At 43.2% G+C, this 14,461-nt stretch carries 12 protein-coding genes; 8 read left to right on the forward strand and 4 right to left on the reverse strand.

Going from position 1 to position 14,461, the window contains the following annotated elements; genetic code table 11:
- Positions 1-19 precede the first annotated feature (19 nt).
- Together V3V99_06775 and V3V99_06780 are read right to left on the reverse strand one after the other, a co-directional pair.
- On the reverse strand, positions 20-1,540 hold the full coding sequence (locus V3V99_06775) for a Wzz/FepE/Etk N-terminal domain-containing protein (protein ID MEE9442355.1): 1,521 nt from the start codon (positions 1,538-1,540) through the stop codon (positions 20-22).
- Positions 1,541-1,710: 170 nt separating this feature from the next.
- Entirely contained in the window at positions 1,711-2,637 is a 927-nt protein-coding gene (locus V3V99_06780; GenBank protein MEE9442356.1) for a PorV/PorQ family protein, read from the reverse strand.
- 540 nt (positions 2,638-3,177) lie between these two features.
- On the opposite strand from V3V99_06780, the gene V3V99_06785 reads away from it, so the two are divergent.
- From V3V99_06785 to V3V99_06795, 3 genes are all read left to right on the forward strand, one after another.
- A complete protein-coding gene (locus V3V99_06785; GenBank protein ID MEE9442357.1) occupies positions 3,178-4,419 on the forward strand; it encodes a fibronectin type III domain-containing protein in 1,242 nt (413 codons plus the stop codon).
- A gap of 161 nt (positions 4,420-4,580) precedes the next feature.
- Complete coding sequence (locus V3V99_06790; GenBank protein ID MEE9442358.1) at positions 4,581-6,164, forward strand: class I adenylate-forming enzyme family protein; 1,584 nt, start codon at positions 4,581-4,583, stop codon at positions 6,162-6,164.
- A gap of 194 nt (positions 6,165-6,358) precedes the next feature.
- The gene (locus V3V99_06795) at positions 6,359-7,978 is read left to right on the forward strand and encodes an ankyrin repeat domain-containing protein (protein ID MEE9442359.1); all 1,620 of its coding nucleotides are present in this window, start codon (positions 6,359-6,361) and stop codon (positions 7,976-7,978) included.
- A gap of 103 nt (positions 7,979-8,081) precedes the next feature.
- Here the strand turns inward: V3V99_06795 and V3V99_06800 are convergent, their stop codons facing one another.
- Positions 8,082-9,014, reverse strand: a complete 933-nt coding sequence (locus V3V99_06800) for a hypothetical protein (protein ID MEE9442360.1) — start codon at positions 9,012-9,014, stop codon at positions 8,082-8,084.
- A 337-nt stretch (positions 9,015-9,351) separates the two neighbouring features.
- On the opposite strand from V3V99_06800, the gene V3V99_06805 reads away from it, so the two are divergent.
- The 3 genes from V3V99_06805 to V3V99_06815 all read left to right on the forward strand — a co-directional run bounded on the left by V3V99_06805 (position 9,352) and on the right by V3V99_06815 (position 10,943).
- Complete coding sequence (locus V3V99_06805) at positions 9,352-10,158, forward strand: CARDB domain-containing protein (protein ID MEE9442361.1); 807 nt, start codon at positions 9,352-9,354, stop codon at positions 10,156-10,158.
- Positions 10,159-10,293: 135 nt separating this feature from the next.
- On the forward strand, positions 10,294-10,647 hold the full coding sequence (locus V3V99_06810) for an SCP2 sterol-binding domain-containing protein (protein ID MEE9442362.1): 354 nt from the start codon (positions 10,294-10,296) through the stop codon (positions 10,645-10,647).
- A 44-nt stretch (positions 10,648-10,691) separates the two neighbouring features.
- Positions 10,692-10,943: a hypothetical protein gene (locus tag V3V99_06815; GenBank protein ID MEE9442363.1), complete on the forward strand. Its 252-nt coding sequence runs from the start codon at positions 10,692-10,694 to the stop codon at positions 10,941-10,943.
- A gap of 58 nt (positions 10,944-11,001) precedes the next feature.
- Here the strand turns inward: V3V99_06815 and nadE are convergent, their stop codons facing one another.
- A complete protein-coding gene (gene nadE, locus V3V99_06820) occupies positions 11,002-11,970 on the reverse strand; it encodes an NAD(+) synthase (protein MEE9442364.1) in 969 nt (322 codons plus the stop codon).
- A 140-nt stretch (positions 11,971-12,110) separates the two neighbouring features.
- On the opposite strand from nadE, the gene V3V99_06825 reads away from it, so the two are divergent.
- Positions 12,111-12,365, forward strand: a complete 255-nt coding sequence (locus tag V3V99_06825) for an acyl carrier protein (protein ID MEE9442365.1) — start codon at positions 12,111-12,113, stop codon at positions 12,363-12,365.
- Positions 12,366-12,440: 75 nt separating this feature from the next.
- Positions 12,441-14,426, forward strand: coding sequence for an asparagine synthase (glutamine-hydrolyzing) (gene asnB, locus V3V99_06830; protein ID MEE9442366.1), 1,986 nt, complete (start codon positions 12,441-12,443; stop codon positions 14,424-14,426).
- Positions 14,427-14,461: the final 35 nt, after the last annotated feature.

Below are 14,461 nucleotides of genomic sequence, written 5' to 3' on the forward strand. Positions count from 1 at the left end.
AATTGCTGGCATAAAAAAATTAACCGGCTTTTATTTTTCCTCTGATTGAGGGAATGTTTGGGATGCTGGCCAATACCGGGGCTTTTAAGATTTCTTCCACATCTTCGATTTTTCTGAAAGAATGATCAAACAATTCCGCCAGAATCGCTGCGGCGCCTCCAATGATCAAACCCAGCACCATACCCATCAGGGATAATTTGAGGCGATCGGGCTTGACGGGCTCCAATGGCATTGACGCCGGCTCCATGACACGATATCTTGATTCCGCGCCGCCTCGCATTAATGATTGCGATATTTCCGATCCAGTCAGCTGATTTTTGAAAGTTTCATAAATATCCCGAGCCGATTGAACGTCATTGGTAAGATTGCTTAACTGAATCTCATATTCCGGTTCGCGGGCGATACGATCGCGTAAGATAGAAAGTGATACCTCGAAATCATTTAATTTTTGCCTCAACACCATTTCCTGAAATTGAAGCGAGAAAAATTCTTTCAAAGATGAGTTGTCTTCATCGGGAGCTTCGGAAAACTGCTCATCCACGGCCAGGACTATTAAATCGTCAACTTCACGGAGCTTGCGGTTGATGGCCAGGTTGGCATTCAATACTTTGGGGTCCGACCAGATATATTTGGACATAAAATCAGCCACACGCCCGGAGTTGTCAAAAATCTCATTTTTGAGATTACTATATTTATCCCCGTGATTTAACTTCAGCTCAGATTTTTTATATTTGTTCAAAGCCTTCCGGACTCGAGTCTGGTTCCTGATGTTTTCATCAATGACAAGCTCGATATTATCAATATCAGCCATAATTGCCCGGATATTAGTATCGGCCGTGACTGATTCATCAAGTTGATTCTGCAAATACTCGGCTTCAAATTCGGTTTTGCGACCCTCTGCGTCAGATAAATTTTTCTGATATATAGCCAGCTGTTCATCGGTAAAATCGAGAGCGCCTCGGACGCCGCTGAGTTCTCGTTTAAGTTGCTCGTCTTTAAAAATCTCAGCCAACCGGGTGGCGAAATTCATTGACAATTCCGGGTCATTAGATTCGGTGGTAATCTCTACGATATTTTGGCCGTTAAAGGCGACCCTGATATTCTCCCGTAAATCCTCAATGAGAATGCGATAAACAAGATTTTGGACGGAAACCTCAGGAAGAGTAATATTCATTTTCTGGGCTTCTTTGATAATATCCTCATCCTGGTATAATCCCAATTCATTTATCAGACGGGAAAGATATCCTGTGGAAATTATTTCATTTCGAATCGAAATCAATTTATCCTGCCGCCTCCGGACGGCCGCATAACCGCCGGGATCCTGCCCTGGGACAAATTGCTGCAATTCCTGGGAGAGATAAAGGGTCTCATCTATGACAACCATGGTAGAAGATTCATATCTCTTTTCAAGCAGAAATGATAAACCGAAGACAATTGCGGTCACGAGAATAAAGGGGAGAATAATGAGCCATTTTCTTCTTCCCAGAATCGAAAAGATTTCTTTGAAATCGATCATTCCGTCTTTGTTTACGAAATCCATATTTTATCCCATCCGTATTATTGCGCCGGTAACATTTTATAAAATCGGCCAATTCACGCGATTATTGACTTTATGTAATTTCTTTCAGGTCCTCATGTCAAGTTATAAAAATCTTGGTATTTATCTATTATACGCCGAGACAGATGGTAATGTCGAGAATATTCGGGGTTTTATAATTGAAAACGCACCGTAAATTGGTGGAGGTATTCCGATGTTATTGAAATCCCGGGGGAAAATGAATAATCAAGATGGCTTGATCCAAGTCTTAAACCGCCTCCCAGAGAATAGCCGCCTGCCATATTCTCCGCGTTATTGTCCTGCGAGATACCATAACCGGCCCGGAGGAAATAATGATCAGAAAATGAAAGCTCAATGCCGTTTTTGTATTTAACCCGATTATAAAACGGAAAATCAACTTCTGAAACGAGAATCAAACTCTGCCCCGAAGGTTTTATTGAAAAGCCGGCGCGGATAAGAGCCGGTAGTTTATTTTGTTTTTCACGGAATATCAGATCAGTACCGATGTTTGCGGCGGTTATGCCTATTGAACCTATTTGAGAATTAAGTCGAAGGCCGAAATCAAAGGCGTTCGCCGACGCTTTAATTCCGGCCAGAGAAACGATTATATGCTTGGCCGTCAAGCCAATTGTCAGTTTGTCTAAAATCCGGTAGCCCAGGGAAATTCCGCCCGCGAAATCATAAGTCGAATTAATATCTCCCGTAGGATTATCCGAAATATCATAACCGGTAATTTCACCGTATGATAAAAAGGCGAAGCTGACCGAAATCGTAATCTCCTCGTTTAGGGGCATAGCGGCAGCCGCATATTCAAATGAGATATCCTGATACCAGCTCTGGTGCGAGCATATCAATTGAATCGAATTAACATTAGCGAGACCGGCCGGATTCCAGAATGATGCCGTGGCGTCATCCGATGCCGAAGTTAATGCGCCGGCGAGGGCCGTTGACCGCGCATCGACGCCAATGGTCAAAAATCCGGCGGCCGTTTGGCCATTGTCAGCGCCCCAGGCTGCGCAGTGCGAAAAAACCGAGATAAGGGCAATTAATAAATGATATCTACAAAACAAACGTTTCATTTTTGAACATCGCCGGTTCGAGAAAATTCCAAAACAGGTAGTATGTTGGGGAAAAGAAGTATTCTTGTAGATACCTGAATCTGTAAATCCCTTATAACCAGCGACTTCCACCATATATAAATTTTTATATATTGTACCACCTTGAAATACAAAATGATACACTCACTCATTGAAATATCCTCAAAAAACAGTCAAAAAATTCATAAAGCTAAATAATAAAGGCGTTTAGTTAAATTATTGTCAACAAAAACTTTATATGGATTTCCGAGTCGTCTTTTGGCAAATATCGTAGATTGCCATTTGGGGATAAAGTTCGGGAGAAGCAGAGTGTTCAAGAAGGGCAATGTTTCATTTTGCTGTTCAAGTTTTGCCGGATGTTTAGCAATGAAACATAATTTTTGACCATTTTCACACCCAAAATCTCTTCAGATATTCCCCAAGTTATTGCGACCTGAGAGGTTATTTAATCACCTCTCATTTTGGCCTGGAATTTGATATACATCAGCGCACATAAAATCAAAAATTAAATTAAGGAGCAGTATGCGAACCTTGGTACTTAAAAAAAACCAACATTCGAGGGGATATTTCAGCCTGATAATCGCCGCTTTAATGACTATTTTGATCTTGGCCGCATCCAATGATATCCTTGCCGCCGATGCTACGCCGACAACGATTACTGTTTACTGGACCTCTCCCGGTGATGATGGCTCTTCGGGAACCGCCTCCGAATATGATATTAGATACTCGACATCGATGATTAACGCCGGTAACTGGGATTATGCCACTCAGGTCACGAGTGAATCTTCGCCGCAGATTGCTGGCAGCCAGGAATCGTTCACGATTACAGGGCTGACTCCATCGACAACATATTATATTGCGATCACTACGGCTGACGAAGTTCCCAACTGGTCGGGGTTATCCAATGTCATATCGGTGACTACTTTGGCCGAAGACACTCCGCCAGCTCGTATCGCCGGTTTATCCATTGATACTAAAACGTCAACTTCTGTGACGCTCAACTGGACGGCTCCGGGCGCGGATGACGATGTCGGGACGGCTTCGGTTTATGATATCAGATTTTCAACGTCTTTTATTACCGCCGCGAATTGGGATGCGGCCACGCAGGTCACCGGAGAACCGTCTCCGCAAGCCGCCGGATCGAATGAATTATTTACTGTCACCGGTCTGTTCCCCAATACTCAGTATTATTTCGCGATTAAAGCGGCGGACGATACCCCCAATTGGTCAGAGCTTTCCAATATCGTGAGCACCACCACTGACCAGGAATCGACAGCCCCGGCTTCGGTTGCTAACTTAGACGTTCAGTCTGTTACCGGCAGTTCTGTCGTATTAACCTGGACCGCTCCGGGTGATGACGGCAACAGCGGCACCGCTTCCCAATATGACATTCGTTATTCATTGTCTCCGATCACCGATGCCAACTGGGATGCGGCGACGCAGGTCGCCGGTGAACCTTCACCGCAGGCCGCCGGTACCGGCGAATCGTCTACGGTCACCGGTCTTAATTCGGACACGCAATATTATTTTGCCATCAAAACGGCGGATGAAGTGCCCAACTGGTCGGGATTGTCCAATGTCGCCACCGCAACAACTCCGGATATAACGCCACCGGCGTCAATTATGGACTTAAGCCGGCTTTTTGAGAAAAATAATAATTATCAGGCAAGCAACACTCTCCCCCTGCATCAGGGTAATGTCTATACGGTTTATCTCAGGCCGGAAACAGGTATTCGGGTCAGCCTGTCCGGGCAAACCGTTTAACACACCTCTCATTTTTTGTACTTCTGTCGCGGAAAAACCTCCCTTTTTCGGGAGGTTTTTCTTTTAAAATTTATACCCACATTTATTGATGATTTTTCGTTCGGGATAGTATATATATCAACGATATGAATCGTACAGGATATTCAACCGATAGATAAATCATGAAACTGATTGATATTCTCAAACGAGGTGGAGCTACTTCGCCCAATAAAATCGCGATCACGCACGGCGATAATAGTATTTCCTACCGAGATCTAATCGGGACGGTTGTAACCCTTTCGGAATATTTGAAGAGCTCACAAATTCCGGCCGGATCATGCGTCAGCATTCTCTATGAAAATTCGATTGAATATATCGTCTCATTCTTTGCGATTACTGCGGCTGATTTAATTCCGGTTCCACTCGATACGTCTTTGAAGCCGGATAAATTCAATTTCATTCTTCATGACTGCGGAGCCAAAGGGCTCATCATCCAGAAAAAATATACCCGGCATATCGACCGGATCATTGACTCCGATTCCCCAGTTGAGTTGGTAATTTCTGATCGCAAAATGGATTTATCTTCATTAGGTAAACGAACCGAATTGCTATCTGATATTTTGGGAAATTCTGAGATAAAAACCGATTTTGAGTCGTTCACGGGTGATATGGATAACAAATTACCGAACGAAAGTCTGACTCATACCGCCATCGGAAATACCCCCCATGAGCTGGCGGCGATTTTTTATACTTCGGGCAGTACCGGTACGCCCAAAGGTGTCATGTTGTCGCATCGTAATCTCTTATCAAATACACTGACAACGGTCGAGTACCTTGAATTAACCTCGGATGATTCGATAATTGTCATTTTGCCGTTTTATTACATCTATGGCAACTCGCTTTTATTAACGCATATTCTGGCCGGAGGACGCGTCGTAATCGATAATCGCTTCGCCTTCCCGCAGGTTGTTTTGGAAACAATGGCCGAAGAAAAAGTGACCGGTTTTTCGGGCGTACCTTCCAATTTCATGATACTATTGAACAATCCAAATTTCAGTTCCGATAAATTTCCGGCTTTACGTTATCTCACCCAGGCAGGGGGAGCGATGGCGCCGGAAGTTATCCGAAAAGTCATGAACGTTTTCTCAGGCAAGCAGATTTTTATCATGTACGGACAGACCGAAGCATCGCCGCGAGTTACCTATCTGCCGCTGGATATGCTCGAAAAAAACGTCGGTTCGATCGGCATCCCGCTTCCGGGAGTGACAGTTCAGATAATAGGCGAGAACGGTCAGGAGGTTCCGATCGGGGATGTGGGCGAAATTGTCGTCTCCGGCGACTGTGTGATGATGGGATACCGCAATCAGCCGGAAGAACAAGCCGAAGTTCTAAAAGACGGCAAGCTCTTTACCGGCGATCTGGCCCGGCGGGATGAAAATGGGTTGATATACATTGTATCCCGCAAAAAAGAGATTATCAAAGTCGGCGGCAACCGGGTCAGCGCCCGCGAAGTCGAGGAAAAGCTTCTTGAGCATCCGGGAGTCTCCGAGGCGGCAATTATAGGCGTCTCTGATGAGATTCTGGGCGAAGCGATCAAAGCTATTATCGTTATCAAAGAAAATCAGTCCATCGAAACCAAAGAAATTCAGGATTTTTGTAAAGCGCATTTGGCGATGCACAAAGTTCCGAAATATGTGGAATTCCTGGATGCCTTACCCAAATATCAGTCTGGTAAAATCAATAAACAGGCGTTGAATGAGATGTGAATTTGATTGAATTTTGGTTCTTATTGGTTAGTAAGATATAGTTTGCAGATCGATAATTTGTCTAATCCCTTATAGTTTAAATTCTGACTAATAATTAGCGAAAAATTCGCATTTGACTTGCGCATGATTAACAAATTATTTAGAATTCAGATAAGAAATTATTAAATGACGGAACTTTTATGGAGTAGATTAACATGTCGAGCGTTATACTATTTTTTACTGTTATCGGGCTAATTTTAATTAATAATACCACGGCCGCTCCGATTCATGATGCGGCGGCTGCGGGAGATATAGAAAAAGTTAAGAAATTAATTGAAGATAACCCGACTTCGGCCGGTTCATTTGATAATGTCCGGCTCCTGCCGATTCACTGGGCCGCCCTGAACGGACATTTGGAAGTAGTCCGCCTGCTTATTGAACAAGGGACCGGGGTTAGCGCTGGTGACGGAGACAACACTACGCCTCTCATATGCGCCGTCGGTCGCGGTCACCTTGATGTTGTGAAATATTTAATACAGCAGGGTGCTTCAGTAGATGAGCGCGATAATTACGGTAATACTCCGATGTTATCCGCAACACGCTCCGGAAGTGTAGAAGTTGTTGCGTATCTGGCTGAACATGGAGGTAATCTTGACGAAAAAACGGAGCATGGCTCGACTTTGCTTCTTATCTGTATTTCGCGAAACCACCCCGAGCTGGCCAGATATCTATTGGAACGAGGGGCCGATGTCAATGCCTGTCCGGATCCGCAATCCCTGCCTATTCTGCGTGCTGTACGAGAAGGCAAGACTGAAATTGTTGAAATTCTTCTGGAATTTGGAGCTCCGGTGGATTATATCGAAGAAAAATACGGGCGGAGTTTTCTTCATCTGGCGGCAATTAAAGGTGATTCGGCTATGGCGAAATTATTTATCGATCATGGTGCGGATATAAATAAATTGGATAATGCCGGTAAGCCGCCTCTCTTTTACGCTTTAAAATATTCACACTCGACTGTGGTTAAATTCCTTAAAATTAAAGGAGCCGAGCGGGATGATGGAAATGCCCAAATGGGCAATACCAATTTATTATCATGTGAACTTAAAAATAAGGAAGCGGTTGTTTGGTATCTCGGTCATTCGGGCTGGGCGGTTAGAACCGCAAATCACTTTCTGATTTTTGATTATTACATCCGGGATACGCAGCCTGATATACCTTGTCTGGCCAACGGATGGATTATTCCTGAAGAAATAAAAGATCTGAATGTCATTGTTTTTTCAACTCATGAGCATTCCGATCATTACAGTTCGAAAATATTCGTTTGGAAGAATGATATACCGAATATTTCTTTTGTTCTGGGGCATAAACCCAATGTGGATGAGGATTTTTTGTTTACGCCTCCAAGAAGCAATCATTCGATTGATGATATAAATATCAAAACCATAGCTTCTATTGATGCCGGTGTTGGATTCGTGATTGAAGTTGACGGTCTGGTAATATTTCATGCTGGCGATCATTCCAACGGGAAGGCAGAGATTGATTCTGATTACACCGTCGAAATCGATTATCTCGCCGAACTTGATTTAGATATTGATTTGTGTTTCCTGCCAATAAGCGGATGTCAACTGGGAACTCCGGAGACAGTTCGAAAGGGTGTGATTTATGCATTGGAAAAACTTGCTCCTCGAGCGTTTTTCCCGCAGCATCTTGTCCACGTTGAATACCTTTTCAGAGAATTTGTCAATGATTTGCACTCAAATGGATTTACCGTTCAAGCGGGTTGCGCCGAAAACGGTGGTGACAGCTTTCTATATTGTAATCAAAGACTTCAATAAACTAAATAGCGATTTGATATAAATAGAGATATCTGTATCCTCGCCATATTACTTTTTGCCGCCAGGTTGCTACTTCATTAATTGCCTGATAGATCCTCTTTAATTATTCAAACGGTTCATCATAATTGCTATTTGGCTTCAGATATAATTTCAGATTATTGTAATCGAAAATAACATTGAACCGTCTCAGGGCGTCGCTCCCAATAATGCCATCGGCGCCCTCTTGCTTGGAGCGAACTTCTGCTTTTGCAAATGCGGTCTTCACATCGGTCATTTCGAACGATGCCAGTTTTAATTTGGCAATGCGTCCGTACCGTCCGTAAATATCACCGCTGAGGCCTGTGCCGAGATATGACTCGGTCAGACTTTCGGGTAAAGTAAATTTCATGTCGGGTCGCTCTAAAAGTTCCAATGCTTCGCCCGCCGCGAAATCGATATAACAAGTGATGGGGATATCATCTTCGCCGGCGATACTAATGGCGGCATCAAGGAAAGGAATATTCTTTTTCAGGTTTATATCCAGAGCGGTCCATGAACTATCAATTGTTAATTTTGCCGGATCGTGCATGGTTATTAGCATTTTATCATAATTTATTTCGACCGCATACGGTCCCAACAAGGTCCATCCGGTGACGCCGTCGGATGAAAAAGTTTGAGTATATTCGCTTTGAGAAATTATTAGCATTTGATTTTCAAATACCATATCCCCGATAAAAGCCGTTGCCGAATCGGCTTGCCATGCTTTCGAACCTTCTCCGCTTCCCGCTCCGGGAACGATTACTTCGCGGAGAGTATTTAAATTCAATTGCTCTTTTAGTTCCTTATGAAAAAAGTAAAACCCTTCGAAACCCATCCCGCTGTCGAGGATGATATCCAGAGTATCCGATGCTCCAATTCTCACCGGTAAAATAGTCCTATTGCGATCTATTCTAAATGTAAAATATCCGACGATAGAGGATGCACACATGCCGAAACCAGAGCATAATAGGATCGTTATTGCCGCAAAAAGCAATCCTGTTTTCAAATCAATTTTCATATTTGATATTCCAGGTATTTACAGGTCAATGATGCCTTATATTCAATATTGTGAATTGGCCATGATTTGTAAAGTGTTCTTAAATGGCATAAGATTTTCAAAATAACTTCTCAGAATTGATAAAATCCGGAATTTTAATATTGACATTATAAATAGTAATAGCTAATATAGAAAAGCTCTTGGGAAATTCTCATTTTGTGTCCTTCGATGACAGCTATATGCAATAAGAGTGTTTGGTAGATCAGAGTCGCATAAATGTGAGCATAATAAATCAATGATATTCTATGATTATTATGGAGTCTGTGTGCATTAAATTAAACAAAAGAAAGGAGAAATTATGACAAGGAGGATTATTGTCGGAGCGCTCTTTTTAGGGGCGATGTTTCTGTTTTCATCGGCAATCAATGCGGAAAGCAGCGCATTGTACAAGTACACCGTAAAATTCATTTGCGGAAAGGAGGGGGGCAAAATATTGGCTCCGGGAGCTTATTGGACCGCGATAAATGTATTAAACGCAAATGATTCTACTGCTTTATATCGTAAGAAATTCGCCATTGCGCTGCCCGGCGAGAAACCAGGACCCGCAACTGATTTTTTTAAGAGTGAATTGCCACCGGGAACCGCTATGGAAATAGACTGCGATGATATACGGAATCATACCAGATCACGCGAGGATTTTATAAAGGGTTTCGTTATCCTTGAAAGCATGGTGAAACTCGATATTGTTGCCGTATATTCCGTTGCCGATCTAAACGGTGAAGTCAAATCCATCGACATCGAACGCGTTTGGGCACAAACTTCTGAAGAGAGCAGATGTCCCGATCTTATTGTTGAAAAGATTGAAAAGCCGATATTTGATGAAAAGAATAAAGGCACCATCGTTAGAGTGACTATAAAAAATATTGGCAATTCAACGGCCGGTTCATCAATTGCGCGCGCAATGGACAAAATAGCTCCACAAAATAATAACGCGATTGCGATAACTCCGGCTCTGGGTCCCGGTCAGAGTGTTCAAGTGGTATTTTATCTGTCAGATTGGGTATTCAAACCCAATGCGATTATTGAAGTAATGGCCGATTACAAAAACATGATTCCGGAGTGTAAAGAGGATAATAATACAAAGGAATTCAGGGGTGTTGGATAATTGTGATATCTCGTAAATTGGCTGAATACAATAGTGTATGAAAATTAGCTCCTTATCTTCCCGCAGGTTGCGATGCCTGCGGGAAGAAAGTAGATATTTCATGATGCAATTTAATAATTTTGAAAGGAGATTTGTATGAAATCTTATCCAAAGCTTCAAGATTATCTTAATAAGGTTGACGGTAATATAACTCAAGCGCTGACTATCATGTCAGAGAAAATGGTGTCAGTCGGAGAGCCCGTCAGTATTCAGTTTGCCATTTATCATGGAGAGATACCTAAGTATATCTTGGTGCATGCTGATAAAGGAAGATTTGGAGCAGAAAAAAGCAAAGTTGATAATCCTGATATAGAAATTGCTCTTGAGCCGGATACTTTAGAAAAAATAATAAGCGGGAAACTTGCTCCGATTACTGCTTTTTTTACTGGTAAGTTGCGATTTCGCGGGGACGAGGAATTGGTTTTGAAAATTGTGGAATCATTACGCTAAAGTAAAATATTTTTATAAAAGTTTTCAATGGAAAGGGAAATAAGATGAGTACGACGGATAAAAGTAAAGTAGATTGGTTGAAGATAAATAAAGCCCGGGCAATGATTAAAATGTCTTCAGGGTATTTGTATGTTTTGTGGGATGATGGTGATAAGCCATTTTCCGCGGACCCGGACTTATATAAATTGTGGGTATCTCAACTAGAGTTAGCGATTGATCGCAATTTTGATATTACGATTCAAATAGAATCGCCTACTGATGGGACGGTAGTATCAGTTATATCATGGGCTAATTGACAGTCAATTGGCCACAAATTAGAAGTCAATAAATTCCCTTGATTGGGTTTATAAGTTCTCAATCATCAACATGAACCGGGGGCATGCGAAGGTAACGGGTGCCACGCATTTTCTGCTGAATATCTTTGTAAACCCGCTCGACCTGTTCGGTCGTCAGGCCTAATGCTTCGGCGACTTCTTCGGGGGGATAGTCGTTTTCAAGGCCGTACCAGCAGGGATCCATAATTTCAAACGGCATCCCGTAGAAAAATTCCTCATGAGTAACTTCGGCGGTGTAAGTATCGGTTGTCGGTTGGCGTTTACGGATTTCTTCAGGGACCGGTAGAGTCTCAGCCAGCATATAAACCTGCATTTTGAATAGATGCGCAATCGGCTTGAAATCGGCTCCGCCGTCGCCGTATTTGACAAAAAATCCAAGTTCGTGTTCGTCTTTCTGACCGGTACCGGCTACGGCGTAATTAAGGCGTTCGGCCTGATAATACAGATGCGACATGCGCGTGCGTTGTTTATAGTTGGACGCGGCGACAATTTGCAAATATTCATCACGAGGCAAGCGTTTGGTTTGTTCGGTTCCATCGGGAGCTATAATTGTGGCATTAAAGAAATTGAACGATGCTTTTTCGAGAGGGCGGGCAGCATTGGTTATTTTGACATCATAACCCTCGCCGTATTCGGGAAAAACTCGTTTCAGAGCATCATCCCGTTTCCGATAACATTCGAAGCCTTCCAGAGCCGGAGCGATATTCACAACGATTGATTCGATACCTAAGCCGTCAGCCAGAATCTGAGCCAGGTTTTTACTATCCGGGCTCGATTCTTTTTCGGGGAGCATAACTCCCAGGACTTTTTCCGGGCCGAGGGCTTTAACGCACAGGGCCGCTACGACCGATGAGTCAATTCCTCCTGAGATGCCGACGACGACACCGCCTCGTTTTAAATCCTGCCTCACCTGCCGCTTAATGGTCCTGGCGATAAACTCGGCTTCCTGTTCGGCATCTATCCTTAAAATATCTTTATGAAACGCCATATTCATACCCCGTAATACTCGGTTAATTATATTGCCTTACGTCTCGATATAACATATATATTGAATTTTTATAAAAGACTCCATACATTTTTGATATTCGGACGTAAGGGAGTATAATTAACCGGATTAAATGGAAGACTATGGATAGACAGGAAATTAGCAAAAGGGTAGCGGAATTCATCTCCGAGCAGTTTATTTTCGATGAAGATTTAAGTATCGGAAATGATGACTCACTTTTGGAGTCAGGGACGATTGATTCGACCGGTATTTTGGAACTGGTGCTTTTTCTGGAGGAAAATTTCTCTATCAAGGTCGAGGATGAGGAATTAATACCCGATAATCTCGATTCAATAAGCAAGATCGCCGATTATGTGACCGCCAAAACGGCGGCATAAGTTCTTTTCCATTCAACTCGCCTGGGGAAAGTTATTATATTTTAGGCGCGAGATTGATAATAAGAATTATGTATTATGTGTGGAATCGCCGGATATTTTCAACTCAATCAAAATACCACTCCCGATTATGATTTAATTATCAGAATGGTGTCAATCCTGCGCCACCGCGGCCCGGATGAATTCGGAGCCTATTTCGATAATCGTTGTGGATTGGGGCAGGCGCGTTTATCGATCATCGATTTGTCGACCGGGTCGCAGCCTCTCTCCAACGAAGATGAAACAATCTGGATATCTTTCAATGGCGAAATATATAATTATGTTGAGCTTCGCCCCGAACTGGAATCGCTGGGGCATAAGTTCAAAACCAAATCGGATACCGAAGTAATTGTCCATTCTTATGAAGAATGGGGCAAAGATTGCCTGAGTCGATTCAACGGCCAGTTTGCTTTTGCTATATATGATAAATCAGAAAAATCTCTATTCATTTCCCGCGACAGATTGGGTATTCGACCGGTATTTTACGCGACTCATAAAGGTCGGTTGTATTTCGCCTCGGAAATGAAGGCGATTTTTTGTGACCGGTCAATTTCGCGCCTGATTGATTATAAAGCTCTCGATGAAACTTTCGCCTGGTGGACTTCGGCGCCGCCGCGGACGCCGTTTGAAAATATCAATGAACTCGAAGCGGGAACATGGTTGGAGATAAAAGACGGTCAGATAAATCAAGGCCGCTATTGGCAAATGGATTTTCCGGCTGAATTTGATTATTCTCGCCCGGTCGAATCATACGCTGAAGAATTAAAAGAAAAATTAACTGAGGCTGTCAGGCTGAGATTGCGCGCCGATGTTCCCGTCGGGGCTTATTTATCGGGGGGGTTGGATTCGTCGGCGACGACGGCATTGATACGCCAGCTTGATAAAACCCGGTTGGAAACTTTTTCGGTAGCCTTCGAGGATAAAGCCTTTGATGAATCGGTTTATCAGAAAGAGATGGCCAAATATCTGGGGACGAGTCATCATGTCGTAACCTGCGATTATAATACGATTGCCGAAGCCTTTCCAAAAGTTATCTGGCATGCCGAGCGGCCGCTTATCAGAACCGCTCCAACACCGCTGTATCTGCTCTCGGCTCTGGTCCACGAAAAAAATTTCAAAGTGGTTCTTACCGGAGAGGGTTCGGATGAAATACTCGGCGGGTATGATATTTTCAAGGAAGCGATTATTCGCGAGTTCTGGTCAAGAAATCCCGATTCGGAAAAGCGGCCCAAATTACTCAAAAAACTGTACCCGACTCTTCCGGTCTCGGGGGCGCGAGCCAAATTTTATCTTGAAACGTTTTATAAATCCGGACTCGAAAAAACAAGCGAATATTATTTTTCTCATATTCCGAGGATTAACACGACATCGAAAATTAAAGATTTCTTTACCAAAGATATTCGCGACAGGGTTGCCGGGCACGATGCCATTTCAGCTTATGGCAACAACCTCCCGAAAAACTATCCGAGATGGCATCATCTGGCGCGGGCACAATTTCTTGAGGCGAAATCATTGTTGGCCGGTTACTTACTTTCTTCCCAAGGTGATCGCGTGGCAGCCGCTAATTCGATTGAGGGGCGCTTTCCGTTTCTGGATCATAACTTTGTCGAATTCGCCGCCCAGATTCCTCCGGGTTACAAGATCAGCGGCCTGAACGAAAAATATGTTCTCAAAAAAGCAATGGCTGATGTTCTTCCCGACTCCATTACCAGGCGGGTTAAACAGCCGTATATGGCTCCCGATTCCAATTGCTTTGTGCAACCGGATTCACCGGAATATGTCGATGAAATGTTGTCTGAGAGTTATTTGAATAAAGCCGGAGTATTTAATCATTCGGCGGTGTCCAAATTAAGAACTAAATGCTCAAGATTTTCGGACACTCATCTGTCATTCAAAGATAACATGTCATTTGTGGCGATTCTGTCTTTTCAGATTTTGTATTGGCTATATATCGATGAATTCGATGACGCACCTCAATTAAAACGAGAATCTTTTTCCATCTGGCGAGACGAATCGACCGACTGAAAAATTGGATTTTTACCATTAACTTTAATCCTGTA

It is taken from the genome of Candidatus Zixiibacteriota bacterium, from assembly GCA_036480375.1.
Classification (GTDB): Bacteria; Zixibacteria; MSB-5A5; order GN15; family JAAZOE01; genus JAZGGI01.

Excerpts from the sequence above, each read along its gene's own strand:
- nadE (MEE9442364.1), bottom strand. The coding sequence starts at position 11,970 with ATGGCGTTTCATAAAGATATTTTAAGGATAGATGCCGAACAGGAAGCC.
- V3V99_06795 (MEE9442359.1), top strand. The coding sequence starts at position 6,359 with ATGTCGAGCGTTATACTATTTTTTACTGTTATCGGGCTAATTTTAATT.
- V3V99_06825 (MEE9442365.1), top strand. The coding sequence starts at position 12,111 with ATGGATAGACAGGAAATTAGCAAAAGGGTAGCGGAATTCATCTCCGAG.
- V3V99_06785 (MEE9442357.1), top strand. The coding sequence starts at position 3,178 with ATGCGAACCTTGGTACTTAAAAAAAACCAACATTCGAGGGGATATTTC.
- asnB (MEE9442366.1), top strand. The coding sequence starts at position 12,441 with ATGTGTGGAATCGCCGGATATTTTCAACTCAATCAAAATACCACTCCC.
- V3V99_06810 (MEE9442362.1), top strand. The coding sequence starts at position 10,294 with ATGAAATCTTATCCAAAGCTTCAAGATTATCTTAATAAGGTTGACGGT.
- V3V99_06815 (MEE9442363.1), top strand. The coding sequence starts at position 10,692 with ATGAGTACGACGGATAAAAGTAAAGTAGATTGGTTGAAGATAAATAAA.
- V3V99_06790 (MEE9442358.1), top strand. The coding sequence starts at position 4,581 with ATGAAACTGATTGATATTCTCAAACGAGGTGGAGCTACTTCGCCCAAT.
- V3V99_06805 (MEE9442361.1), top strand. The coding sequence starts at position 9,352 with ATGACAAGGAGGATTATTGTCGGAGCGCTCTTTTTAGGGGCGATGTTT.
- V3V99_06800 (MEE9442360.1), bottom strand. The coding sequence starts at position 9,014 with ATGAAAATTGATTTGAAAACAGGATTGCTTTTTGCGGCAATAACGATC.
- V3V99_06775 (MEE9442355.1), bottom strand. The coding sequence starts at position 1,540 with ATGGATTTCGTAAACAAAGACGGAATGATCGATTTCAAAGAAATCTTT.
- V3V99_06780 (MEE9442356.1), bottom strand. The coding sequence starts at position 2,637 with ATGAAACGTTTGTTTTGTAGATATCATTTATTAATTGCCCTTATCTCG.